This is a genomic window from uncultured Nisaea sp., from assembly GCF_963974195.1.
Classification (GTDB): domain Bacteria; phylum Pseudomonadota; class Alphaproteobacteria; order Thalassobaculales; family Thalassobaculaceae; genus Nisaea.
In genome coordinates this window covers 1-21,502 of record NZ_CAXBDC010000080.1, presented here as the reverse complement: position 1 = coordinate 21,502, position 21,502 = coordinate 1, and the positions used below count along the sequence as shown (strand labels likewise).

Genomic DNA, 21,502 nt, shown 5'->3' with positions numbered 1-21,502 from the left:
GCAACCTTGCCGTCACGGACCAGCCCGACCTCGATGGAAAGCTGGGAAATGCTGGAAAACACATCCCCCGCGCCTTCGTCGGTACGCAATTGCTGGCTGACACTGGAGATCCGGATCTGGAAGCCGGTGACGGACGAATCATCGGCGGCTTTACCGAGCAGATCCTTCAGACTGTCGAGAGCACGGGAGACGGAGCCATCCGGGTCGTTCTTCCTGTCCAGCGCACCGAACAGCTTTTCAAGCTCGCCGCCGAGCAGCCCCTGCAAACCCGTCGTGGTGCGGTCGCTCTCGGAGATGGAGGCGGAGAACAGGTTGGCTCCGGCCTCGGCAGGACGGTATGTCGGCGTGGAAGACGTGGATGTGCTCTTGGCTGTCGCATCCTGGCCGACGACACGCGGCTGGGCGACCTGCACATTGGTAAAGCTCGACAGATTTGAAATGCTTATCATCGTACAGGCTCCATTCTGGGCCTCGGCATCCGGAGCTTGCTGCCCCTCACGAGGTAAGTCGGATCAACCTACCCTGAAATCAACCCCAAGATAACTCATCGTGCAGTAAGAGTCACGCGAGACGACGCACCACGTCTTCCGGGTTCGGCTGATCCTCCACCGGTTTATCCGGCGTCTCCGAAGCAGCCGGTTTTCCCGTCACCGCCTCGGCCGGAGCGGGAGGCTCCACCGGCGCCGGTGTCTCGATCAGCGCTGGCGACGGCGTAAGCTCCGCGTCCGCTTCCGGCAGGACAACGAGGGCCGAGACCCGTGGCGGCTGTTTCCAGGTCAGGGTCGCGAAGTGCCCGCAATTACCGCACGAGACCGTCCAGCTTCCGGAGGTCGCACCACAATCGGAGCAGGTCCAGGCCGGATCGGCCGGTGCATTCCCTGCCCGTTCCAGAAAACCGCGCGCCTGCGCCGCGTCGCCATGCTCGGCCTGCGCCATATAGGCCAGCAGCCGGAAGGCGCCGGCACTGCGCTCCGTCTCCGGAATGCCTTCAAGTGCCGTGCGCGCCACACCCCAGAGCTCGGCCGCGATAGCCGCCTCGGCAATAGCCAGGCGTCCGGTCAGGCCACCTGACTTTCCATCCGTCAGTTTCTGAATGCGCTTCAGCCGCTGGGCCGGATCGTCGTCCGGCCAGAGACCGGCATAGAGTTTCGCAAGGGCCGGATGCGGCGCTGCCGACCAGGCATCTTCCAGCAGACGCTGGGCCTTCTTGTCCCGCCCCTTGATCCGCTCCGCCTCGACCGCGATCTGCACGGCCGGCGGGAAAGCGGGTTCCACCGTCAGGGCCCGCGCCGCGAAATCCGCCGCATCGGCAAGATCGCCCGCTTCCTGCTTCAACCGGGCGCGCTCCATATCGATGGCCATGCGGTATCGTTTTGCCTCGGCTTCCGGGATCAGATCCCGGCGCACGGCATCAAACAGGGTCTTCTGCGCGCCATCCCAGTCTGCCGTCCCGGTTTCCAGCGTGAACAGGGTGCGGGCGACGAAGCCGGAATCCGGCCGCAGGTCCCGTGCCCGGAGAGCAAGCGGCAGAGCCTCGTCCCGGTCGTCCGCTTCGAGCGCCTGACGCAACTTGCCGACCAGACCGACAAAACGGGTTTCCGGGCTTTCGGTCAGTGCATCGAAATACCGTCCGGCAGCTTCCCTGTCACCGCCAAGCGCCGCCGCCTGGGCGGACAGCAGCCGGGTCTTCGACGGATCGTCGAGCAGCTTCTCGGCCCGCTTGGCCTGCTTGCGCGCCTCTTCGGCATCTCCTGCGGCAATCGCCGCCATGCCAAGGCTGAGGGCATTCACCCCCTCGTCCCGGCGGCGCGCGGCGCGGCGGTCGAAAAACCCGCCGGGCAGTCCGACAATACCCCGGAACAGCCGATAGACGATAAACAGAACCCAGAGCCCGGCCAGTATCGCCAGCAGGGCAACGCCGAAATAGGTATCGATGTGATAGCCGAGCCAGTCGATCGAGATCCGCCCGGGATTATCCGCAAGCTGGATGGCCGCAAAGGTGACGGCACCGATCAGAACGAAGAGGCCGAAGCAAAATTTCAACATGGCCTTACCCCGCTTCCGCAACGGAAGCGAGCGCGGCACCGCGCAGACGGGCCACCGCCTGATCGACCGCGACACGCGCCTTCGCCGCCGCGATCCAGCCGGACGCCCGTTCCGCCGGAGCGCCGGACAATTCCTCAAGCGCGGTAATGGCACCGGCGATATCGCCGGACGTGATGGCGTTTTCGGCCCGCACCAGGATGGCATCGACGCCCGGCCCCTCGGCCACATCGGTCCGCCTGATGGTCACCAGCGAGGCCACAGTATTCAGTGTCTTGCCGACCAGCCCTTCATCGCTACCGGCCATCTTGGCCTGACTGACCGCCTTGGCCAGATCGTTGAACCGCTGGGTGAGCGAGGCCACGGTTTCGACCCCGCCATCATGCGCGTCGAGCACGGAAAGAGCATCGGCCACCTCGCCCGACCCGCCAGCGGCCAGATCCTGCACCGATGCGAGCTGGGCCGCATAGCTGCCGGACGTCGCCGTGGCCGCTTCGAGTTGACCAACCGCGAGCAGCAACAGCCCCGCGCGCTCGCGCTGCGGCGCCCGCTTCTCGGCAAGCTGACGGACAGCAGCCAGATCGGCTTCCAGCCCGGCGATACGCTCTCCCGCGCCGCTTTCCGCCGTCTCGATCCGGCTGGTCACCGTTTCAAGATCGGACGGGGCAACCGTCTCGCGCGCTTCCAGAGAGACAATCCGCTCCCTGAGGGAGCCGATCAGATTGAGCAGGGCCTCATTAACCGTAGCAGCCTGCGTGCCGCCTTCGGCAGCAGCCGCAAGCGGCCGGGCCTCGAGCTCGTCCAGCCGTTGTTCCAGACGGTCAAACCGGGCGACCAGATCGGTCAGGGCATCCATGTCCGTATCCGGACGGGCAGCAGCCGCCTCCGCGGCGCTTTCGGCGGCGGACTGCGCCGCGCGCGCCGTTTCCCCAAGAGTGCCGATTTCAGCTTCCAGATTATCCAGACGCCCCGCCAGAGCCGTCAGGGGATCGACCACAGGCTCCGGAGCCGGGGTGACCGGCGCGGCGGCAGTGTCGGCGGGAGCGGGGGCAGGCGCGGAAACAGGATCGGGTGATGCGTCCTCGAAGAAAGCGATGACGTCTTCCACCGTGCCGTAGAAAGCATTATCCGGCACTTCCGGCAGGGAAAGCGGCAAACCGCCCTGTGCCACCAGCGCATCCGCCCTGTCCCGCCAGAGCGGATAGAGGACAGCGGCCACGCCACCGGCAACGATCACCAGAAGCACCAGAGAGCCGATCAGCTTGGTCCGCAGGGAGAAGCCCTGTTTTTCCGCAGCCCCGTCCGCGGGCTCTTCCGAGACGCGTGTCGGTTCGACATCGATGATGGTTGCATCCTCGACCTTGGTTTCGCCGGTACTCGTCTTGCCGGTCTGGCTTTTCGGATCGGTCATACGTCAGATCTTCCAAACTCAGCGGCGCGCAGTACGCCGCTTCACATTTCAGCCCAACCACTATCGAAGCATCTGGGCGCCGAAGATTCAGCTACTATTTTTTAGGCATCTTTGTGACATGGGGCCGCAAGCAGGGCGAGTAAATCCCCTTTTTTCGGCTTTGCCGCAATGCGGACGGCCGCCCATGGCATCGTCGAGACGGCATCCGCAACAGCATCGCTGAGGCAATATGCCGTCATCTCGTCACAGAATGACGCGAGCCCGGCCTGTTCGACAAGAGAGACGAAGGTTCGCCCCGATCGAGGCGAGAAAAACAGCACGCCCTGGATCTCTCCCGCGCGCATCTGCGTCTCGACATCGCGGGCCAAAATCCGTTCGGGAACACCGCGATAGGCGATGATCCGGCGCAGATCGAAACCGTCTCCGGTCAGAGCGCCCTCGATATCCCCGGCGACGATTTCGGCACTCAGGAACAGTACCGGCCCGGCGGCGGGGTCAAGACGGCTCCGCGCCAGTGCCGCGAGATCGGCGGCATCGCCATCAGCGCTTTCCACAGTCCCGAAGCCAAGATCCGCCAACCGCTCCGCCGTCGCCGCGCCTACGGCCAGAACCGGAGCTGCCCGGTCCTCCGTGTAGCGTGCCAGCGCCTCCGCGCCGTTCCGACTGGTAACCAGATAGGCCTGCGCCTGTTCGCCCGGCTCGGACACCGGATTGAAAAACTCGATGGACAGCATCGGGGCGAGCACGGAGCTGATTTCGTGGCCCAGAAGTTCCGCCTGCAACGCCAAACCGTCCTCGATCGCCCGGGTGATGAGGACCCGCACCGCCACTAGACCTTGTAGTCCGGGCCGGCCTGCGCGATCAGCGCTTCGCCGACAGCCAGACCGAGCGCGGCGGGATCGTCCACGCTGCCAACCTCTTCGGCCGAATAGAGCGCACTGCCGTCCAGCGCCGCCAATTGACCACGCAGCCGCAATTTCCCGCCCGGCAGCAGTTCCGCGAGACCGGCAATCGGCGTGCGGCAGGAGCCGTCAAGCCGGGCCAGCATGGCCCGCTCCGCCGTCACCCGGATATTGCTGTCCTTGTCGTTGATGCCGCGCACCCAGTCCAGAATGCGCTTGTCACCGTTTTTCCTGCCGGAGCGGCATTGCACGCCGATGGCCCCCTGCGACACGGCCGGAAGTAATTCTTCCGGCTCCAGCACACGGGTCGCCTTGTCCGCCAGCCCGAGGCGGCTGAGCCCGGCGATGGCCAGCATGGTGGCGTCGCACACACCTTCATCCAGCTTGCGCAGACGGGTCTCCAGATTCCCCCGGTAAAGGATGATCTTGAAATCCGGCCGCTTGTTCAAAAGCTGGGCCGCCCGGCGCACGGACGCGGTGCCGATGATCGCGCCTTTGGGCAGATCCTCGATGCTGTTCGCCACGCGGGAAATCAGCGCATCGCGCGGATCCTCACGCGGGAGAATCGCCGCAAGCTCCGTGCCTTCGGTCAGGAAAGTTTCCACATCCTTCAGGGAATGCACGGCGATATCGATACGGCGCTCGGTCAGGGCCGCCTCGATCTCCTTCATGAACAGACCCTTGCCGCCGATTTCGGCCAGCGCGCGGTCCTGTACCTTGTCCCCGGTGGTCTTGATGACCACGATCTCGACGGCATCGTCCGGCGCCAGCTCCGCATGAGCCTCGCCAAGACGGCGTTTGGTCTCATGGGCCTGCGCCAAGGCCAGCTTGGAGCCACGGGTTCCAAGACGGATCAGGGGGGGTGCTTTCGACTGGTGTTCCATGGGCCGACTGTGTAGACCGGTGCGCATGGCATTGGAAGAGCAAACAGCCCCTTCTGGAACCGCGCTCGTTCTCGGGATCGAGACCAGTTGCGACGAAACCGCCGCGGCGATTGTCGACGGCGCCGGGACTGTGCATGCCAATGTCGTCTTCAGCCAGATCGAGGATCATGCGCCGTTCGGCGGCGTCGTGCCGGAAATCGCCGCGCGGGCCCATCTGGACCATTTGCAGCCGGTCATCGCCCGCGCACTGAAAGAAGCCGGACTCGGTTTCGGCGATCTTGACGCGGTCGCGGCAACGGGCGGGCCCGGCCTGATCGGCGGCGTGCTGGTCGGCACCATGACGGCCAAGGCCATCGCCATGGCGCGCGGTATTCCCTATCTCGCGGTGAACCATCTGGAAGCGCATGCGCTGACCGCACGGCTGACCGACAAGGTTTCCTTTCCCTACCTGCTGCTGCTGGTCTCCGGCGGACATTGCCAGCTTATCTCGGTTGAGGGGCTGGGCCGGTACCGGCGCCTCGGCACCACCATCGACGATGCCGTGGGCGAGGCTTTCGACAAGACCGCGAAACTGCTCGGCATGGGCTATCCCGGCGGCCCGGCGCTTGAGAAAGCAGCGGCTGGCGGAAACCCGAAACGCTTCGATTTGCCGCGCCCGATGGTCGGCAAACCCGGCTGCGATTTCTCCTTCTCCGGCCTGAAAACAGCCGTGCGGCAGAAAGTCGAAGCGCTCGACAGCCCGACCGAACAGGATATCGCCGATATCGCCGCCGCTTTTCAGGAAGCCGTGGCGGGCAGTCTGGTGAACCGCTGCCGCAATGCCATCCGTACCTTCAGCGAGGAGCACGGCACCGGCCATGCCCTTGTCGTCGCGGGTGGCGTGGCTGCGAACCAGCGGCTCCGGGCCGCGCTCTCGGAACTTGCCGAACAATCCGGCATGAGTTTCACCGCCCCGCCCATCGCGCTCTGCACCGACAATGCCGCCATGGTGGCCTGGGCCGGTATCGAGCGTCTGCAGGCGGGAGAGAGCGATCCGCTGAGTTTCGCCCCGCGTCCGCGCTGGCCGCTCGACCCCGGTGCGCCAAAGGCCATAGGCGCGGGAGTGAAGGCATGAGCATCGACAGGATCGGTGTGCTCGGCGCCGGTGCCTGGGGCACGGCACTGGCCCTTGCCGCCCAACGCGCCGGACGGCAGACCGTCCTCTGGTCCCGCCGCCCGGATCAGGCCGAGACCATGCGCCGGACACGCGAGAACGCCGACTATCTTCCCGGCATCGTCCTGCCGCCCGGCCTCACGATAACCAGTGATCCGGCTGAAGCCATCTCCGGTGCCGACGCCCTGTTGCTGGTGATCCCGGCACAGCATATGCGCGGCGCTCTTGCAGCTTTCGACATTCCGGCCGGTATCCCGCTGATCTCCGCCGCCAAGGGGATCGAGCTGTCCACCGACAAGACCATGAGCGCGGTGCTGCGGGAGCTTCTCCCGAACAACCCCGCCGCCGTTCTTTCCGGCCCCAGCTTCGCGAACGAGACCGCCGCCGGGAAGCCGACCGCCGTCACCCTGGCGGCAGCGGACCGCGATCTGGCCCTGACTCTCGTGGAAGCTCTCAACGCCGGAACCTTCCGGCCCTATGCCTCCACCGATGTCGCCGGTACCGAGGTTGGCGGTGCGGTGAAGAACGTGCTGGCCATCGCCGCCGGGATCATCAGCGGCATGGGGATGGGAGAGAATGCCCGCGCCGCCCTGATCACACGCGGCCTGGCGGAAGCCACCCGCTTCGCCGTCGCGCTCGGCGGCAGGGCCGACACGCTGATGGGCCTCTCCGGCATCGGCGATCTGATGTTGTCCTGTTCAAGCACCAGCTCGCGCAATTTCTCGCTCGGCAAGCGGCTCGGCGCAGGGGAGCAGTTGCAGGATATCCTCGGCTCCAGCCATTCCGTCGTGGAGGGCGTCTATACCGCCGCCGCGCTGATCCGGCGGGCGCGCGCCCTTTCCGTCGAGATGCCGATTGCCGAAGGCGTCGATGCGGTCTTGAACCACGGCACCGATCTCGGCACGGTAGTGCAGGAACTTCTGTCCCGGCCGATCGGCTGGGAAACACAGGGCGCACCGGCGTCCAAACCCTCTGCGTGAAGGAGACACCACCCATGGCCTACTGGTTGTTCAAATCCGAGCCGAATACCTGGTCCTGGGACGATCAGGTGAAGAAGGGCGCGGAAGGCGAAGGCTGGGACGGGGTGCGGAACTATCAGGCCTCGAACAACATGAAGGCCATGAAGATCGGCGATCTCGGTTTCTTCTATCACTCGGTCAACGAGAAGCAGATCGTCGGCATCGTGAAGGTGATCGAGGAATATCACCCGGACCCGACCGACGCGAAAGGCCGGTTCGGCATGGTGACGGTCGAAGCGGTGAAACCGGTGGTGAAACCGGTGACCCTGGCCGACGTCAAGGCCGAGCCCCGGCTGGAAGATCTGGCGCTGGTCCGTCAGTCCCGCCTCTCCGTCGTGCCGGTCAGCGAGGAGCAGTGGAAGATCATCATGGAGATGGCGGAAACGCCGCTCTGACGGCGGTCAGATTGCGTCTTCTTCCTCTTCAGGCAGCTCCCGCAGCCTGACCTCCGCGACGGTCTCCGGCGTGGCCCCGCCTGCAAATTTCCGTTTGTAATACGTCACCCAGATGGTGATCGCGGCGGTGCCGATCAGTGTCGGCGCCAGCCAGCGCGCGAGCGGCGGCAGCATGTCGCCGGTATTGACCAGGAATGCCGTGACCGAGGCGATGGTGCCGCCGAGCATCCGGATCATGTGGGTGAAAAACCAGGCGCGGGGATCGGACGGCGGTTTACGGAACCGCTTCAGATCGGCATACGCCATCAGGCTGCCGACGCTTCCAAGCACCACAAGCACCGGCGCCAGAGGCTCGGTGTACCAGTACATCCCGCCATAGGTCGCCATTGCCGAGCAGGCGATCAGGGTGAACTGCGCCGCCCCTTTGTCCAGCGCCCCGACCCGGTAACGCAGGTCAAGAGATGCCGCGGGCTGCTTCAGGTAAAGCGCCCGGTAGCCACTCAGCACCATGTAGAAACTGAAGATACCGACCGTCATCAGAAACAGGTCGTTTGTAGCAAGGCTGAGCGCGACCGAGCTGGCGAACACAGCAGCCATCGCCAGCACATAAACACGCCCGGCGAGCCGGTGCAGGCGCCGGCCTTTCGATGACACGATCGCAACCGCAGCGGCAGCGAGAGAGATCGCTCCCGCCACGATATGCAGGATCAGCAAAAAATAGGGTCCGGCGTCCATGATGTCAGTCTGACACCGCAGCCGCGTTCCGGGGAAGCATCAAACCGGGAACAGTTCCGGCAAAGCCGCAACCCGGTAAGGCTCGGACGCGTATGACAAAGCGCCGTTCACCACGGCGAAATCGACCTTCGGCAAAGCCTTGTCGCTGTCATCGACCACGATCAGATCCGCGCGTTTTCCGACTGCGATCACGCCCCGGTCATCCAGACCGCCAACCTTGGCGGGGCCGGCCGAGACCAGCGCCCATGCACTGCCCAGCGGCAACACGCCATCAGCGGCGAGTTTGAAAGCAGCGTGGAACTGGGCCGGGTAGTAATAATCGGAAATCAGATAATCGCAGAGCCCCTCCTCGATCACCGAAAGGGCGGACACATTGCCCGAGGCACTGCCGCCACGCAGGGCATTCGGCGCGCCCATGCCGACCGGGTTGCCCATCGACCGGGCCGCCCGCGCCGTCTCCAGATTGACCGGGAACTCGGCGATCCGTGCTCCCAGTGCGTTATAGTGCTGGCGCAGTTCCGGCGTGTCGTCATCATGCGAGCCGGTCGGCACGCCAACCTGACGGGCAAGCTCGGCGATCCGGCGCACCGTCTCCTCCGCCTCGTCCTCGCGGGCACGGCGGGCACGGACCTCGGCCCGGAAATCATCAAAAGACATGCCGAGTTGGTGCGCCCAGCGCTGCATCTTGTCCGGCGTCTCGCGCAGTGACTGCTCGAACTGCGGCAGATGGTCGTTGAAGACCAGCATGGAGACGCGGCCATCCTCAAGCCAGCGCATCGCGGTTTCCTGCTCTTCAATGGCGAAGGTTTCGAAACGGAGATGGAACTGAAGGTCCGCACCGAACCGCTTCCGGCCCCGCTCGATCGCGGTCAGAATTTCCTCCGCGACCCTGGAGCTGCGGATACCGCCTTCCCAGCTCACGCCCTGGGCCAGGAAAGCCGTGGTGATGCCGGAGGAGAGGATCGAGCGATCCGCGTCGACCAGGGCGATGTCGATGGGGAAGTGCGTGCCGGTACGCGGCATCAGACTGCGCTCGTAGCCGTCACCATGAAGATCGATGATCCCCGGCAGCACGAGCCTGTCATCAAGATCGAAGGCACGTCCGGTGACGGCCCCTGTGCCGATCGCCTGGATGATACCGTCTTCGATAAGAATCTCGGTTTTCTCTACCGAGCCGTCCTCGAGCAGGACACGGGCATTAACCAGGGAAACAGACATGGAACCTCAAGCGGGCTGGACTTCGGAAAAGGGAACATGTCCCCCTATTTCATTGCAAAAGAATGACAAGCGGAAAGAAAAATTCCCGCCGCGATCCGAAGCCGGCCCGGTTCAGTCGTCGCCGCCCACGTCTTTCGCAGCCATCATCTCCAGCCGCTTCTCGCGGTGAATAAGGAAAAGGTTGCGGACATAGACAATGAGGCCGGTCGACTGACCGAGGATGAATACCGGGTCCACACGCCAGATCGCGTAGATCAGCATCATGATACCGCCGGCACAGCTGAAATACCAGAAGGCGACGGGAATCACGCTCTTGCGGCCGATCTCGCTGGAGACCCACTGCACCAGAAAGCGCGCCGCGAACAACGCCTGGGCAACAAATCCGAATGTGAGCATGACCATCTCTTCAATGGAGAGGTCGAAGAAGGCATCCAGGTTCACAGATCGATTTCTTTCGCTTTAAGGCCGCCCGGACTCCGGCGCAGCAACCAGGCCACGCCCAGCAGGTCGGGAATGCCAACCAATGCACGGCCGAAATTCGAATATTTGGACTGACCATGCTGACGGTGGCGATGGTTTACCGGAACCACATGCACCGCGCAATTCTCGCGTTTCGCCAGAGCCGGCAGGAACCGGTGCATATGATCGAAATAAGGAAAGCGCAGGAAGGTCTCTCGGGCATAGAGCTTCAGGGAGCAGCCCGTATCCGGATTGTCGTCCTTCAGCAGGGCGCGGCGGAGTTTGTTGGCATATTTCGACGCCACCCGCTTGGACGTTGTGTCCTGCCGGTTGACCCGGTGCCCGGTGATCATGACCGGCTGTTCCGCCGTCGCGGTCTCCCGGTATTTCTCCAGCAGCTTCGGGATATCCGCCGGGTCGTTCTGCCCGTCTCCGTCCAGCGTGGCGATGATCCCGCCCCGCGCGGCGGCCACACCGTTTCTGAGACCCGCGCTCTGGCCGCAGGTCCGGTCATGCCGGATCACCCGGAGATGCGGACGATCCGCCTTCAGGCGCCGCAGGATGTCCGGCGTCTCGTCGGTGCTGCAATCGTCGATATAGATGATCTCGAAGGCACAGACACCGGTCAGCGCCGCCTCAATCTCACCGACCAGCGGCGCGATGTTCTCGGCTTCGTTCAGAACCGGCACGATGACGGACAGCAAGGGCGGCGTATCGGCGCCTGCCTCGGGACTGGAAACACTTGAATGCGGCACGTCGGCCCTTTCGAAAATGCCTGCCTTTGCGGTTCATAAGGTGTGGGGACGCCCCGATCAACCGCCAAGGGCGGGACGCTGATTTGTCGCAGGCGCCTAACGGGGTGCGGCGCGGTAGAGCGTAACGGCCACCGGATCGCCCCGGGAATAGTTCAGACCGCTGATTGTAGCACCTGCCTCCGGCTGGAGATTGAGGATTTCCGCCTCCTTCAGGAAGGCGTCACGGTGTCTGGCCTCGACCAGCACAACACCGTCACGAACCGCGTCAAGATACCGGGCGGCCTCAGCACCACCGCCATGTTTTGTATCGGTACCAAGCAAAAACACCGCGCTCGGCTCACCAAAACCCGCAATGAACACTGGCGTGGATCGGTCCGGAGCGGCATCGGAAACCGCGGCGGCAAGCCGTGTCCCCACCCAAAGCGGCTGAAGGGACGGCAGCGCGGCCTCGAAGATCAGCACATAGGTGCCCGCCGCGCCGATGATCGCAACCAACAGGGCCGACCGCATGGCCCCGCGCCAGTAGGCAAAGGTGGCGAAAAGCGCGACTGCCAAGGCGGCTAGCCCGGCGCTCCAGAACGCCACCCCCGGCATGGCCAGGGTCACAGGCGGTATCAGGAAAAGCGGGCTCCCCAGCAGCCCCGCCGCGAACGCAATCCCGAGAAGCAACCAGATACCGCCCCACCCCCGGCTCCAGAGCCGCCCGAAGTGACGGGCAATCGCTCCGCTGTCGGTGACGGCCATCGCCGTCAGGATTGCCAGGGCGGGGAAGATAGGCAGGGTGTAATGCGGCAGCTTGGTCGGGATCAGCTCGAACATCAGCCAGACCGGCAAAGCCCAGCAGATCAGGAACCGGACCGGCTTTTCAGCCCTGTTCAACCAGGCCCCCGTGACGGCCAATGGAAGGAAGAGCGATCCCGGCCAGAATGTCAGCGTGAGAATGGCAAGGTAATAGCCCGGCGGCATGCCGTGACTTTCCACTCCGCCACCGACCTTGTTCAGCATGTCCTCGACCACCGCCTTTTGCAGGAAATGGCCGTCCGACTGCACGATGATCGCAATGAACCAGGGCAGCGTGACCGCCAGCATCAGCGGAATGCCGACAAGTGGGCGGAGCGGCTTTGCCCAGGCAAGCGTCCGGTCCCAGAGCCCGAGGCCGGCAATTGTCGCGATGGCCGGCGCCAGAGCGACAGGTCCCTTCAGCATCACTCCTGCCCCGAGTGCGATCCAGAACAACGGGAAAAGATGGCGGCGATGCTCACCCCGATAGAGCGCTGCCAGGACATATTGCCCGGCCGTGATCGCGGCCAGCAGCATCGCGTCTGTCTTCGCGATATGCGCCTCGGCAACCAGCAGAATACTGGAGGCCAGTATCCCGGCCGCGACGATGGCAACGGGTCGCGAGGTCAGAATGACGGCGGTCAGATAAGTGAAGATAACAGCCAGCATCGCGCCCAGCACGGAGGGCAGCCGGTAAGCCCAGACGGCGGTTTTATCGCCCCCGGCAAATAGCGTTACCGACGCGGACTGCATCCAGTAGATCAGCGCCGGCTTCTTGTAGCGCGGCTCTTCCTGAAAGCGGATATCGATATAATCGCCTGTCTCCAGCATCTGTTTGGAAGCCTGCATGAATCGCGGCTCGTCCCGGTCAAGCGGCGGCGTGGTTCCCAGGCCGGGCAGGTAAAGCACCAGGAATAGCGCCGCGAGGGCGATGGCGTGTCGAACAGGCATACAAACTGGTACCGGATGAAGAACGCAACGACGAGCTATATAGCGCCAGATTACTACGGTTCTGTGTGCTCGATCATGGAGTAGAAGGAAGCCGCTGTTTTATGCGCCGCATGCACTATAAACTCGGCAGAGAAAAAGAGTGGGATAACTTTGTAAAGTATGCACAAACCAGAAATCGCTTCGCTAGATACAAACGCGGTAAAAGAAATTTTTTCCGAGAAAACCCTCGGGAGCCTCGTGGAAACGCTCGGCCCGATTCTTCAGCAGGGAGGCGGCAAAACACTCGTTTACATGCTCCCCGCAGCGTCAAGGCTCGGGCATATGACCCTGGAGCCATTCTATGTCCGTCACTTCTTCGGCGAAACACACGACACTCTGGCGGTAATCATCCATGATCACCGGTTCAAGGCTCACAGCAAAGGCCTGCGACGGTTGCACGAGCCGCGCATAACCTTCATCGAGAGCATGAACCGGAAACTGGTCATGATGGGGCATTTTAACGCCCGTGCCCTTGAAATCGGCCCCCTGACCTGGGCTGTCATCTCTCCGAGCGCGATGGTCCGGAACTTTGTGCAGTACCTGGAGGCTGGCAACCCGATCAACCACCTCAAAATGCCCGGCGACTTGACAGAAGAGGGTGATGCCCTGCTCGCTTCCATGGGATACGGCGACGACAGACCAATGATTGTCCTCCATGTCCGGGACATGGGGTATCTGCCGGAAATGAGCTATCATAGCTTCAGGGCAGCGAAGATCGAAACGTACAAACCAGCCATCGACTATCTCGTCTCCAAGGGATACCGGGTCATTCGAATTGGCGATAAAACCTCGGTGAAGCTGGAGCATGAGAGCCCCCTGGTCGTGGATCTCCCGCATCACCCGGACTATTCGGATATTCTGGATGTCTGCTGCATGGCAAAAGCCCGCTTCGCGATCACCTGTTCATCCGGACCGGAATCCATGGCACGGGCTCTTGGCACCCCGATGTTGACGCTCAACGGCTACATTCAGCCGGACTATTGGCTGAACCATGACGATGTGCTGTTGCTGAAAACCTATCGTGATACGGCAACGGGGGAGAAAATTTCCTACGATTCCATGCTGTCGAAGAACCTGTTTCTTGAAACGACGACGGAGGGTTTTGAACGCGCCGGCATAACGCTTGAAGACAATACCCCGCATGAAATTCTTGAAGCTGTTCAGGAGATGGACATGCGGATCAGCGGCACTTACGTCCCGGATGAAGCACTGGACAATCGGTTCCATGAGCTTTCCGTTCAGCATTTGGCCCGATATCGTTCAGAGTTGCCCGATATCGGACCGGGCGAGCAGGATCGTTTTGAAACCTATGCCTTTGCGCTTCCCTGGACTCGATACAGCCAGTCCTTCATGCAGGCCAATCCCTGGTTCCTCCGGTAGAAGCCCCCCTGCCGCGCCACACTCTTGCCTCTCTGGGAAACACATATTAGGTCCAGAGGCTTCTCCCGCGCGTATTGCAGGAGACTATGTTGGGAGACGATAAAAATGGCCCGAGCCAGCCTGCCGATCCTGATCGCTTTTCTCGTCGCATTCGGCGGTAACGCCGCCCATGCCGTGTTCCCCGAGAGCGGGGACAGTGCGATCGAACGGCCGCCGATCTACTTTGCCGGCATCAAGGCGATTGAGGACGGGGACTACGCCAAGGGCCTTGAGATCATGCGGTCTTTCGTCGAAGAAGATCCGCAGGACGCCGACGCCTGGGCATTGATCGGCTTCAGCCTGCGCAAGACAAAACGCTATGTCGATAGCGAGCTTGCCTATCAGAAGGCTCTGGAAGCCGATCCGAAAAATCTCGCGGCCAACGCCTATGCGGCAAAACTCTATCTCGAGACCGGCCGCGTCCAGGACGCGGAACAGAAACTCGCCGTTCTGGATGATCTCTGCGCGGGCGGGAAAGGCTGCGAGGAGCGGCAAAGGCTGGCCGAAATGATCGAGGCCTACAAGAAGACCGGCAAGGTCGACGCGGACTGGTAGCCTTCAGTCCAGTTCCAGGCCGCCATCCCATTCGGGATTATCCCGGAACCGCTTGCGCAGAAAATCAATAAAGACACGCACCTTCAAGGGCAGGTTCCGCGCGGTCGGGTAAAGGGCGTAGAGACCGATTGGCGCCGGGGCGAAACCGGTCAGAATCTGCTGCAGACGCCCCGCCCGGATACTGTCTCCGGCAATGAAGGTCGGGATCTGGGCAATGCCGCCACCATGCTCCGCCATGCTCAGGATGGCATCGCCATTATTCATCAGCATGCGGGGCGTGATCCGGTGCTGCTGGGCCCGCCCCTCGATCCGGAAATCCCAGGCCGCGCCTTCATTGAGATAGCTGTAGGCGAGATGCTCATGCCCGGCGAGGTCCCCCGGATGTTTCGGCTCGCCCCGTTTTTTCAGATAATCGGGCGAGGCTACGGTCACCAGCCGCGCCGGACAGAGCTTGCGGGCGATCAGTGTCGAATCCTCCAACCGCCCGATCCGGAGCGCCACGTCATAGCCTTCCTCGACCAGATCCACCCGGCGATCATTGAGCACCAGCTCCATGCTGAGCTCGGGATATTCAAACAGAAAATCCGGCAGCACGCGCGCGAGATGCAAGCGCCCGAAAGACACGCCGGTGCTGATCCGCAGACGCCCGCTCGGGTTTGACTGCAGGGAGCCCGCCTCCCGCTCCGCCGCGTCGACTTCCGCCACGATCCGCTGGCAACGCTCGTAAAGCAGGGTTCCGGGCTCGGTCAGGCTGAAGCGGCGCGTCGTGCGGTTGAGAAGACGCGTGCCGAGATGGTCCTCCAGCGCACTTACCTGCTTAGAGACCGAGGATTTGGAGATCCCCAGGCTGCTTGCCGCCTTCGAGAAACCGCCCTCCTCGACGACTTTCGCAAACACCACCAGCCCGGTCAGATTATCCAGCATCGCGCTTTCTCACAGTTTCTCACGGGAAACAATTTTATTCGTTTTACCCCAATTGTTCGAACGCAACAATATCCCCAAATTTCATGTCGAAGCGGCGATGCAACCCCGTCGCGGGAGACACATCATGACGAAACTTCTTGTTCTTTATTATTCATCCTACGGCCATATCGAAACCATGGCCGGTGCGGTCGCCAAGGGCGCTTCTGCTGTCGATGGCGTCGAGGTCACCGTGAAGCGCGTTCCCGAACTGATGCCCGACGATGTGGCGAAGAATGCCGGCATCAAGCTGGACCAGGACGCGCCGGTGGCTGAGCCGTCGGAACTTGCCGACTATGACGCGATCATCTTCGGCACCCCGACCCGGTTCGGCAACATGGCGTCGCAGATGCGGAATTTCCTCGACCAGACCGGCGGCCTCTGGGCCAAGGGTGCGCTGGTCGGCAAGGTCGGCAGCGTCTTCACCTCCACCGGCACCGGCGGCGGCAACGAGTCGACCATTCTCACCACTATCCCCACGCTGATGCATCACGGCATGATCATTGTCGGCCTGCCCTATGCCGCCGAAGGTCTGACGAACATTTCCGAAGTCCGTGGCGGCTCCCCCTACGGTGCAGGCACGATTGCGGGTCCGGATGGCAGCCGTCAGCCGAGCGAGCTGGAACTCTCGCTCGCGGAATACCAGGGCAAGCATGTCGCAACCATCGCGGCGAAACTTGCCGGCTAAATCACACACCAGACAGGAGTGGGAACCATGATTGAGATCAGACATTTCGACTCGCTCGGCGCGGCCAAATTCGGCTGGCTGAATGCCCACCATCACTTCAGTTTCGGCCAGTATCATGACCCGAAGCGCATGGGCCTCGGCCCACTCCGGGTCTGGAATGACGATACGATCAAACCGAAAACCGGATTCGACCCGCACCCGCACAAGGACATGGAAATCATCACCTATGTCCGCAAAGGGGCGATCACCCACAAGGACCGGCTCGGCAATGAAGGCCGCACGGCCGCAGGCGATGTGCAGGTGATGCATGCCGGGACCGGCATCGTGCATGCGGAATACAATCAGGAGGACGAGGACACCCAGATCTTCCAGATCTGGATCCATCCCGACCGGACAGGCCATGAGCCGGGCTGGGGTTCCATGAGCTTTCCGGACAAATCCTCCGGCAGCTTCACAACCCTCGCATCGGGCCGCCCGGGCGACAAGGCCAGCGATGCCCTCTCCATCCATCAGGATGCCGCCGTCCTCGGCGCCAAACTGAAAACCGGAGAGGAAGTGACCTACAGCTTCGGCGCCGGTCGGCAGGGCTATCTCGTCTCGACCGACGCCCCGGTCGAGATCAATGGCGCGTTCGCCGAAGCGCGGGATGGCATCGTCGTCACGGGCGAAGACAAGATCACCGTGTTCGCCCTCGGCGATACGGACATCGTCATGGTTGACGTCGTCTGAACACAAGCATCCATTAGCGGGGAAACATCCGTTGATCGGCTCAAAACGCAGCGCCTTCCCGTCCTGTTCGGGAAGGCGTTTTGCTATGCTGTCCGGCCGCCAAAGGGTTTCAAGACAGTCATATCCAACCGTCCAACAGCATCAACCAAAGATCGTTTTCACTGCGACACGCAGCAGAACAGCCAAGCAAACAACGGTTGATTTTTTAGTGATATAAAGTTCATGGAAGCTGTTGAAACGACATGAACATCCTCTATAGTCGACACTCTCATCACCACGGTATTCACCGTAAAATAACGATAAATTACGGCTTCGGGAGCGGATCTCCACCATGATGAATATCAGCCTGAAACGCGCGCAAGGCGTGACCATCCTGCTGTTGGCCGTCACACTTTCTGCGTGTCAGACGACCGGAGTGAAAAACGAGGCCGGCGTCCAGACAACCTATCAGGACTCGACCAAACCCGGTCCCGCGACCGGTATCGGGATCGAGGGACAGGATATCATTGCGATGGCCGATGCGATGATGCGCGACATGATGCTGTCGCCGCAGCTCGCAAATGCGGCCGTCCCGCCGCGCGTCATCATCGATGCCAAGCATTTCACCAATGAAAGCGCCCAACGGATCAACAAGAACCTGATCGCGGACCGGCTGCGGGTCGGCCTGTTGCGCGCCGCGCGCGGCCGCATGCAGTTCGTTGGCCGCGAATATGCCGATGTTGTCGCCAAGGAACGCGAACTGAAGCGCAGTGGCACAGTCGATGTCGCAACGACGGGACAGGCACTGGCACAGGCCGGCTCGGATTACCGGCTCGTCGGCCGCATCGCCTCGCTGGATTCCCGCGATACCTCGACCGGCATGCAGCAACGCTTCACGCAGATCACTTTCGAGATGGTCGACCTTGAAAGCGGCATCCTGATCTGGACCAACATCTACGACTTCACGAAGGCCGCCGCGGATAGCGTCACCTATCGCTGAATAAACAAAAACCCATCCGGCGCGCGGGGGCGTGCATGGAGGGATAAACATAGCGTATGGGGGAGAAATGCGCGTGAAATGGGGAAAGGCTTCGGTCGCTATCTGCGTTGCCGTATCGATGGCTGCGTGTCAGACGCTTCAGGACCATGAAAAGGAGCGGGTGGTATCGGCCGAGGAACTCAAGATGGCCCTCGCGGATAAACCGGTCGAACTGCACGGTGATTATCGCATCCTGCTTGCCCAGGGTGAGCGGAACGCGGTGCTGAACCATGCCCGGATTGGCGTCAAGGCGTTCGAAATGGGCAATATCGAGCTGGCGCGCAAGGAGCTGGCAGCTGCCGCGGACCGGATTGAGACCATCTATGCCGACAATACTGCCGCGAAGCAGGCGCTTGGCAAATTCGTCAAGGAAAACATCAAGGATTTCAAAGGCGAACCCTATGAACGCGCGATGGTGTTCTATTATCTCGGGCTCGCCTATCTGGCGGAGGGTGACTTCGAAAACGCCCGTGCCAGCTTCAAGGCCGGCGAGTTTCAGGACACACTATCCTCCGAAGAGGAATATCAGGCTGATTTCGCGCTGCTGAATTACCTGTCCGGATGGGCCTCCAAATGCAATGGCGACGACGAGTTGGCCGAGGATGCTTTTTCCGTCGCTCATGAGCACCGAAGCTCCCTTGCCGTGCCGGAAGACGATATGTCCACTCTGGTGATCTACGAATCCGGCCAGGCACCCGCGAAATTCGCCGCCGGAAAATATGATGAGCAACTGAAAGTGCGGCGCGGATACCAGACCGGCATCGAAGAAATCACCTATGATCCGGACGGCTTGAATCTCTCGCTGAATATGGCCGCCAACGTGTACTGGCAGGCCACGACCCGCGGTGGGCGCGAGGTCGATGCAGTGCTGGCGGGAAAGGCGAAGTTCAAGGACGGCATGGATGCCACCGGCACTGTCCTGGCCCAGGTCGGCGCTGGCGCCGCATTGTACGGCGCAGGCGCAGGCAACAGGGATGCGGCGCTTGTCGGCCTCGGCATTCTGGTCGTTGGCCTGATCGCGAAGGCTGCCGCCGAAGCAGCCCAGCCGGATGCGGATATCCGTTATATTGACGTTCTGCCGGACACGGTCGTGCTTGCCACCTCCACCTTCGGGGCGGCACCGGCCAGCTTCTCCGGTCGCGGCGCGGAAGTCGTCCAGGCATTCCCGGGTGAAACCTGCGGTCTGGTCTGGGCCCGGGACGTCAGCATCATGAAGACACTACCGGTCCGGGCTCCGAACAGCGCCGCACCGGCAACGTGAGGGAAGGTTTCCTCAAACTGGCTCAACAGCCCATGAAGAGAGCATGTGAACGATGAAGATTTTCACGATTGCCACCGCCGCCCTTGGCCTCGCAGTGCTGTCCGGCTGCGCCAATGTCGAGCCGCGTCCCCAGTGCGATTTCTACGCCTACAAGCGCAACTTCGCTCTTGCCGAGCAGGGCCCGCAGCGCCTGGTGCCCCGGGTTCCCGGATCGATCACGGAGATGCCGCTGAATTATGCAAACGTCACCGATGTCGGCATCACCAACAAGATTCTTGTCCAGGCGACCTCGGCCCAGCGCAATCCGGACGGCTCCGTCCGGGCCTTCGCCCGGCTGGTGAACTGCACCGATCACACGCTCCAGGTCGAGGGCCGGGCGACCTTCTTCAACGAAGGCCAGATCGAGAGCGAACCCGCCACCGCATGGACACGGCTGATCCTCAGCCCGCACACCTATCAGAGCTACGCGACGCACAGCACCAATCCTGATGCGGCTCTCTATCTGATCGAATTGCGGGAGGGTTCATGATGTCTCCCCGCCTGAAAACAGCCCTCGCGGCGCTGGCCTTCGCGGCAGCCGCCGGTTCTGCCCCGCCGGTTGCGGCGCAGAGCAGCAACGGCACATGGCAATTGCGCGCGAATCAGCCCGCCGTCATGGGTTCCGGTAACACGGATACGAGCGGAACGGTCCAGGCGGCGCCGGTCATCCCGGTTAAAACAGTCGCGGATTTCGAACGGGCCTACCGCGATGCCGGAAGCCCGAAGACCGCGATTTTCTTCAACCGCACGATCAGCGATACGCCACGCAGCTGGGTCGCCCTCAGCCGGGCGGTCATCAGCGGCGCCGAAGAGAAGACAGCCGTTAAAGGCAACGATATCGATCCGATCTTCATCGTCCGGGGCAATGGCGGATTCGGCAGCGCGGCGTCGAGTACCTCCGTCGGCACCCAGAAAAAGATCCGTCTCGAATTCAAGAAAGAGCTGAATACCGGCGGGGAAAGCGGTGCCCGGGACAATCCGCTCTCCGAACTCGACATGGAACGTGTCCGCGCTTCCTTCGAGGGAGCCTTCCTGGATCATGGCGTCAATATTCTGGATCGGGCGATGATGATGCGCCTGCAATCCCGCACCGGTGGAAGCGACGATCTGCAGGCGCTGGAAATCGACGCCCTAAAAGGCCATGCGGACCTGGTTCTGGTCGCTTTCGGCATCCATGACCCGGAGTCTCCGAAGCATGTTGCCTGGCGCCTGCTGGCCATGGATGTAGATGACAGCCGGATTGTCTATTCCGGACTGGTGCGCGGTGACGATCTGAAGATCGCAGCCTCCGAAACCTGGACCGCAACCTCCGGCGGCTTCGAGAAAGCGACGAACACGGACGCCAACCCGGAAGAGATCGGTGCATTGCTGTCCATGGCCGTCATGAACAAACTCGGCCCGCGCCTCTGAGAGACTAAACGGTGAGCGCTGCGGCGCTAGATCCCGTGATATTTCCGGTACCAGTCGACGAAGGCGGGGATACCTTCCTCGATTGGTGTACTTGGCGTGTAGCCGAAATCTTCTGATGCCGGGTCGATATTGGCGTAGGTGGCGTAGACGTCGCCCGCCTGCATCGGCTGCATGTCCATGATCGCCTCGACACCGCAGGCTTTCTCGATCACCCGGATGTAATCCAGCAGCTTCACCGGCTTGTTGTTGCCGATATTGTAGACCTTGTGCGGGCAGGTATCGCCCTCGCCGGATGGCGGGGTGTCGAGCGCACCGACCACACCGGCGGCGATATCCGCGATGTAGGTGAAGTCGCGCATCATGTCGCCATTGTTGAAGACCTTGATCGGCCGGCCCTCGAGGATGGCGCTGGTGAACAGCCAGGGCGACATATCCGGCCGGCCCCACGGGCCATAGACCGTGAAGAAGCGCAGGCCCGTCGACGGCACCCGGTAGAGATGGGCGTAGGAATAGCTCAGCAGCTCGTTCGCCTTCTTGGTCGCACCGTAGAAGGAGACCGGGCTGTCCGTCTTCTGATCGGTGCTGAACGGCATTTCCTTGTTCGCGCCGTAGACCGACGAGGAGGAGGCATAGACGAAGCTCTTGCAGCCGCCGGGCCGGTCCATCAGGCCACGGACGA

General features: G+C 62.3%; 23 protein-coding genes. 11 read left to right on the top strand and 12 right to left on the bottom strand.

The window, feature by feature from the left end:
- From AAC126_RS16285 to hemC, 5 genes are all read right to left on the bottom strand, one after another.
- Positions 1 to 449 (bottom strand): hypothetical protein (locus AAC126_RS16285; protein WP_339855166.1); only part of this gene is annotated, 449 nt, incomplete at its 3' end.
- Between the two features lie 112 nt (positions 450 to 561).
- On the bottom strand, positions 562 to 2,046 hold the full coding sequence (locus AAC126_RS16280; RefSeq protein WP_339855164.1) for a heme biosynthesis HemY N-terminal domain-containing protein: 1,485 nt from the start codon (positions 2,044 to 2,046) through the stop codon (positions 562 to 564).
- Positions 2,047 to 2,050: 4 nt separating this feature from the next.
- The gene (locus AAC126_RS16275) at positions 2,051 to 3,454 is read right to left on the bottom strand and encodes a mitofilin family membrane protein (RefSeq protein ID WP_339855162.1); all 1,404 of its coding nucleotides are present in this window, start codon (positions 3,452 to 3,454) and stop codon (positions 2,051 to 2,053) included.
- 101 nt (positions 3,455 to 3,555) lie between these two features.
- A complete protein-coding gene (locus tag AAC126_RS16270; protein ID WP_339855160.1) occupies positions 3,556 to 4,284 on the bottom strand; it encodes a uroporphyrinogen-III synthase in 729 nt (242 codons plus the stop codon).
- Positions 4,284 to 5,240, bottom strand: coding sequence for a hydroxymethylbilane synthase (gene hemC / locus AAC126_RS16265; RefSeq protein WP_339855159.1), 957 nt, complete (start codon positions 5,238 to 5,240; stop codon positions 4,284 to 4,286). The genes AAC126_RS16270 and hemC overlap by 1 nt, the downstream gene beginning before the upstream one ends.
- Before the next feature lie 25 nt (positions 5,241 to 5,265).
- Between hemC and tsaD the strand changes: the two genes are divergently transcribed.
- Genes tsaD through AAC126_RS16250 form a run of 3 tightly spaced genes read left to right on the top strand, consistent with a single transcriptional unit; the run spans position 5,266 to position 7,807 of the window.
- Positions 5,266 to 6,354: a tRNA (adenosine(37)-N6)-threonylcarbamoyltransferase complex transferase subunit TsaD gene (tsaD, locus tag AAC126_RS16260; protein WP_339855158.1), complete on the top strand. Its 1,089-nt coding sequence runs from the start codon at positions 5,266 to 5,268 to the stop codon at positions 6,352 to 6,354.
- Positions 6,351 to 7,373 carry an NAD(P)H-dependent glycerol-3-phosphate dehydrogenase gene (locus AAC126_RS16255; protein ID WP_339855156.1) on the top strand — a complete coding sequence of 341 codons (1,023 nt, stop codon included), beginning with the start codon at positions 6,351 to 6,353 and terminating at the stop codon, positions 7,371 to 7,373. Before tsaD ends, AAC126_RS16255 begins: the two co-directional genes overlap by 4 nt.
- Positions 7,374 to 7,387: 14 nt before the next feature.
- Positions 7,388 to 7,807, top strand: coding sequence for an EVE domain-containing protein (locus AAC126_RS16250; RefSeq protein WP_339855154.1), 420 nt, complete (start codon positions 7,388 to 7,390; stop codon positions 7,805 to 7,807).
- Between the two features lie 6 nt (positions 7,808 to 7,813).
- Here the strand turns inward: AAC126_RS16250 and AAC126_RS16245 are convergent, their stop codons facing one another.
- The 5 genes from AAC126_RS16245 to AAC126_RS16225 all read right to left on the bottom strand — a co-directional run bounded on the left by AAC126_RS16245 (position 7,814) and on the right by AAC126_RS16225 (position 12,705).
- Entirely contained in the window at positions 7,814 to 8,542 is a 729-nt protein-coding gene (locus tag AAC126_RS16245; protein WP_339855152.1) for a DUF2306 domain-containing protein, read from the bottom strand.
- A gap of 39 nt (positions 8,543 to 8,581) precedes the next feature.
- Positions 8,582 to 9,760 carry an alpha-D-ribose 1-methylphosphonate 5-triphosphate diphosphatase gene (locus tag AAC126_RS16240; RefSeq protein ID WP_339855150.1) on the bottom strand — a complete coding sequence of 393 codons (1,179 nt, stop codon included), beginning with the start codon at positions 9,758 to 9,760 and terminating at the stop codon, positions 8,582 to 8,584.
- A gap of 111 nt (positions 9,761 to 9,871) precedes the next feature.
- Positions 9,872 to 10,201 (bottom strand): lipid-A-disaccharide synthase N-terminal domain-containing protein, encoded by a 330-nt coding sequence (locus AAC126_RS16235; RefSeq protein WP_339855148.1) that lies wholly within the window; start codon positions 10,199 to 10,201, stop codon positions 9,872 to 9,874.
- Positions 10,198 to 10,974 carry a glycosyltransferase family 2 protein gene (locus AAC126_RS16230; protein ID WP_339855147.1) on the bottom strand — a complete coding sequence of 259 codons (777 nt, stop codon included), beginning with the start codon at positions 10,972 to 10,974 and terminating at the stop codon, positions 10,198 to 10,200. The genes AAC126_RS16235 and AAC126_RS16230 overlap by 4 nt, the downstream gene beginning before the upstream one ends.
- Before the next feature lie 96 nt (positions 10,975 to 11,070).
- Positions 11,071 to 12,705: a glycosyltransferase family 39 protein gene (locus tag AAC126_RS16225; protein WP_339855145.1), complete on the bottom strand. Its 1,635-nt coding sequence runs from the start codon at positions 12,703 to 12,705 to the stop codon at positions 11,071 to 11,073.
- A 321-nt stretch (positions 12,706 to 13,026) separates the two neighbouring features.
- On the opposite strand from AAC126_RS16225, the gene AAC126_RS16220 reads away from it, so the two are divergent.
- Both AAC126_RS16220 and AAC126_RS16215 read left to right on the top strand, forming a co-directional pair.
- Positions 13,027 to 14,124 (top strand): TIGR04372 family glycosyltransferase, encoded by a 1,098-nt coding sequence (locus tag AAC126_RS16220; protein WP_339855143.1) that lies wholly within the window; start codon positions 13,027 to 13,029, stop codon positions 14,122 to 14,124.
- A 105-nt stretch (positions 14,125 to 14,229) separates the two neighbouring features.
- Complete coding sequence (locus AAC126_RS16215) at positions 14,230 to 14,718, top strand: tetratricopeptide repeat protein (protein ID WP_339855141.1); 489 nt, start codon at positions 14,230 to 14,232, stop codon at positions 14,716 to 14,718.
- A gap of 3 nt (positions 14,719 to 14,721) precedes the next feature.
- Here the strand turns inward: AAC126_RS16215 and AAC126_RS16210 are convergent, their stop codons facing one another.
- Positions 14,722 to 15,642, bottom strand: coding sequence for a LysR family transcriptional regulator (locus AAC126_RS16210; RefSeq protein WP_339855140.1), 921 nt, complete (start codon positions 15,640 to 15,642; stop codon positions 14,722 to 14,724).
- 124 nt (positions 15,643 to 15,766) lie between these two features.
- Between AAC126_RS16210 and wrbA the strand changes: the two genes are divergently transcribed.
- The 6 genes from wrbA to AAC126_RS16180 all read left to right on the top strand — a co-directional run bounded on the left by wrbA (position 15,767) and on the right by AAC126_RS16180 (position 20,823).
- Positions 15,767 to 16,366 (top strand): NAD(P)H:quinone oxidoreductase, encoded by a 600-nt coding sequence (gene wrbA / locus AAC126_RS16205; protein ID WP_339855138.1) that lies wholly within the window; start codon positions 15,767 to 15,769, stop codon positions 16,364 to 16,366.
- 27 nt (positions 16,367 to 16,393) lie between these two features.
- Positions 16,394 to 17,095 (top strand): pirin family protein, encoded by a 702-nt coding sequence (locus AAC126_RS16200; RefSeq protein WP_339855136.1) that lies wholly within the window; start codon positions 16,394 to 16,396, stop codon positions 17,093 to 17,095.
- A 331-nt stretch (positions 17,096 to 17,426) separates the two neighbouring features.
- On the top strand, positions 17,427 to 18,074 hold the full coding sequence (locus AAC126_RS16195) for a penicillin-binding protein activator LpoB (protein WP_339855134.1): 648 nt from the start codon (positions 17,427 to 17,429) through the stop codon (positions 18,072 to 18,074).
- 73 nt (positions 18,075 to 18,147) lie between these two features.
- A complete protein-coding gene (locus AAC126_RS16190) occupies positions 18,148 to 19,374 on the top strand; it encodes a hypothetical protein (RefSeq protein ID WP_339855132.1) in 1,227 nt (408 codons plus the stop codon).
- Positions 19,375 to 19,426: 52 nt separating this feature from the next.
- Entirely contained in the window at positions 19,427 to 19,903 is a 477-nt protein-coding gene (locus AAC126_RS16185; RefSeq protein ID WP_339855131.1) for a hypothetical protein, read from the top strand.
- On the top strand, positions 19,900 to 20,823 hold the full coding sequence (locus tag AAC126_RS16180; protein ID WP_339855130.1) for a hypothetical protein: 924 nt from the start codon (positions 19,900 to 19,902) through the stop codon (positions 20,821 to 20,823). Before AAC126_RS16185 ends, AAC126_RS16180 begins: the two co-directional genes overlap by 4 nt.
- A gap of 26 nt (positions 20,824 to 20,849) precedes the next feature.
- Here AAC126_RS16180 and AAC126_RS16175 read toward each other — a convergent pair.
- Positions 20,850 to 21,502 (bottom strand): NAD-dependent epimerase/dehydratase family protein (locus AAC126_RS16175; RefSeq protein ID WP_339855128.1); only part of this gene is annotated, 653 nt, incomplete at its 5' end.

Coding starts and splice junctions, on each gene's coding strand:
- AAC126_RS16280 (WP_339855164.1), bottom strand. CDS start 2,046: ATGTTGAAATTTTGCTTCGGCCTCTTCGTTCTGATCGGTGCCGTCACC.
- AAC126_RS16275 (WP_339855162.1), bottom strand. CDS start 3,454: ATGACCGATCCGAAAAGCCAGACCGGCAAGACGAGTACCGGCGAAACC.
- hemC (WP_339855159.1), bottom strand. CDS start 5,240: ATGGAACACCAGTCGAAAGCACCCCCCCTGATCCGTCTTGGAACCCGT.
- tsaD (WP_339855158.1), top strand. CDS start 5,266: ATGGCATTGGAAGAGCAAACAGCCCCTTCTGGAACCGCGCTCGTTCTC.
- AAC126_RS16255 (WP_339855156.1), top strand. CDS start 6,351: ATGAGCATCGACAGGATCGGTGTGCTCGGCGCCGGTGCCTGGGGCACG.
- AAC126_RS16250 (WP_339855154.1), top strand. CDS start 7,388: ATGGCCTACTGGTTGTTCAAATCCGAGCCGAATACCTGGTCCTGGGAC.
- AAC126_RS16245 (WP_339855152.1), bottom strand. CDS start 8,542: ATGGACGCCGGACCCTATTTTTTGCTGATCCTGCATATCGTGGCGGGA.
- AAC126_RS16240 (WP_339855150.1), bottom strand. CDS start 9,760: ATGTCTGTTTCCCTGGTTAATGCCCGTGTCCTGCTCGAGGACGGCTCG.
- AAC126_RS16225 (WP_339855145.1), bottom strand. CDS start 12,705: ATGCCTGTTCGACACGCCATCGCCCTCGCGGCGCTATTCCTGGTGCTT.
- AAC126_RS16220 (WP_339855143.1), top strand. CDS start 13,027: ATGACCCTGGAGCCATTCTATGTCCGTCACTTCTTCGGCGAAACACAC.
- AAC126_RS16215 (WP_339855141.1), top strand. CDS start 14,230: ATGGCCCGAGCCAGCCTGCCGATCCTGATCGCTTTTCTCGTCGCATTC.
- AAC126_RS16210 (WP_339855140.1), bottom strand. CDS start 15,642: ATGCTGGATAATCTGACCGGGCTGGTGGTGTTTGCGAAAGTCGTCGAG.
- wrbA (WP_339855138.1), top strand. CDS start 15,767: ATGACGAAACTTCTTGTTCTTTATTATTCATCCTACGGCCATATCGAA.
- AAC126_RS16200 (WP_339855136.1), top strand. CDS start 16,394: ATGATTGAGATCAGACATTTCGACTCGCTCGGCGCGGCCAAATTCGGC.
- AAC126_RS16195 (WP_339855134.1), top strand. CDS start 17,427: ATGATGAATATCAGCCTGAAACGCGCGCAAGGCGTGACCATCCTGCTG.
- AAC126_RS16185 (WP_339855131.1), top strand. CDS start 19,427: ATGAAGATTTTCACGATTGCCACCGCCGCCCTTGGCCTCGCAGTGCTG.
- AAC126_RS16180 (WP_339855130.1), top strand. CDS start 19,900: ATGATGTCTCCCCGCCTGAAAACAGCCCTCGCGGCGCTGGCCTTCGCG.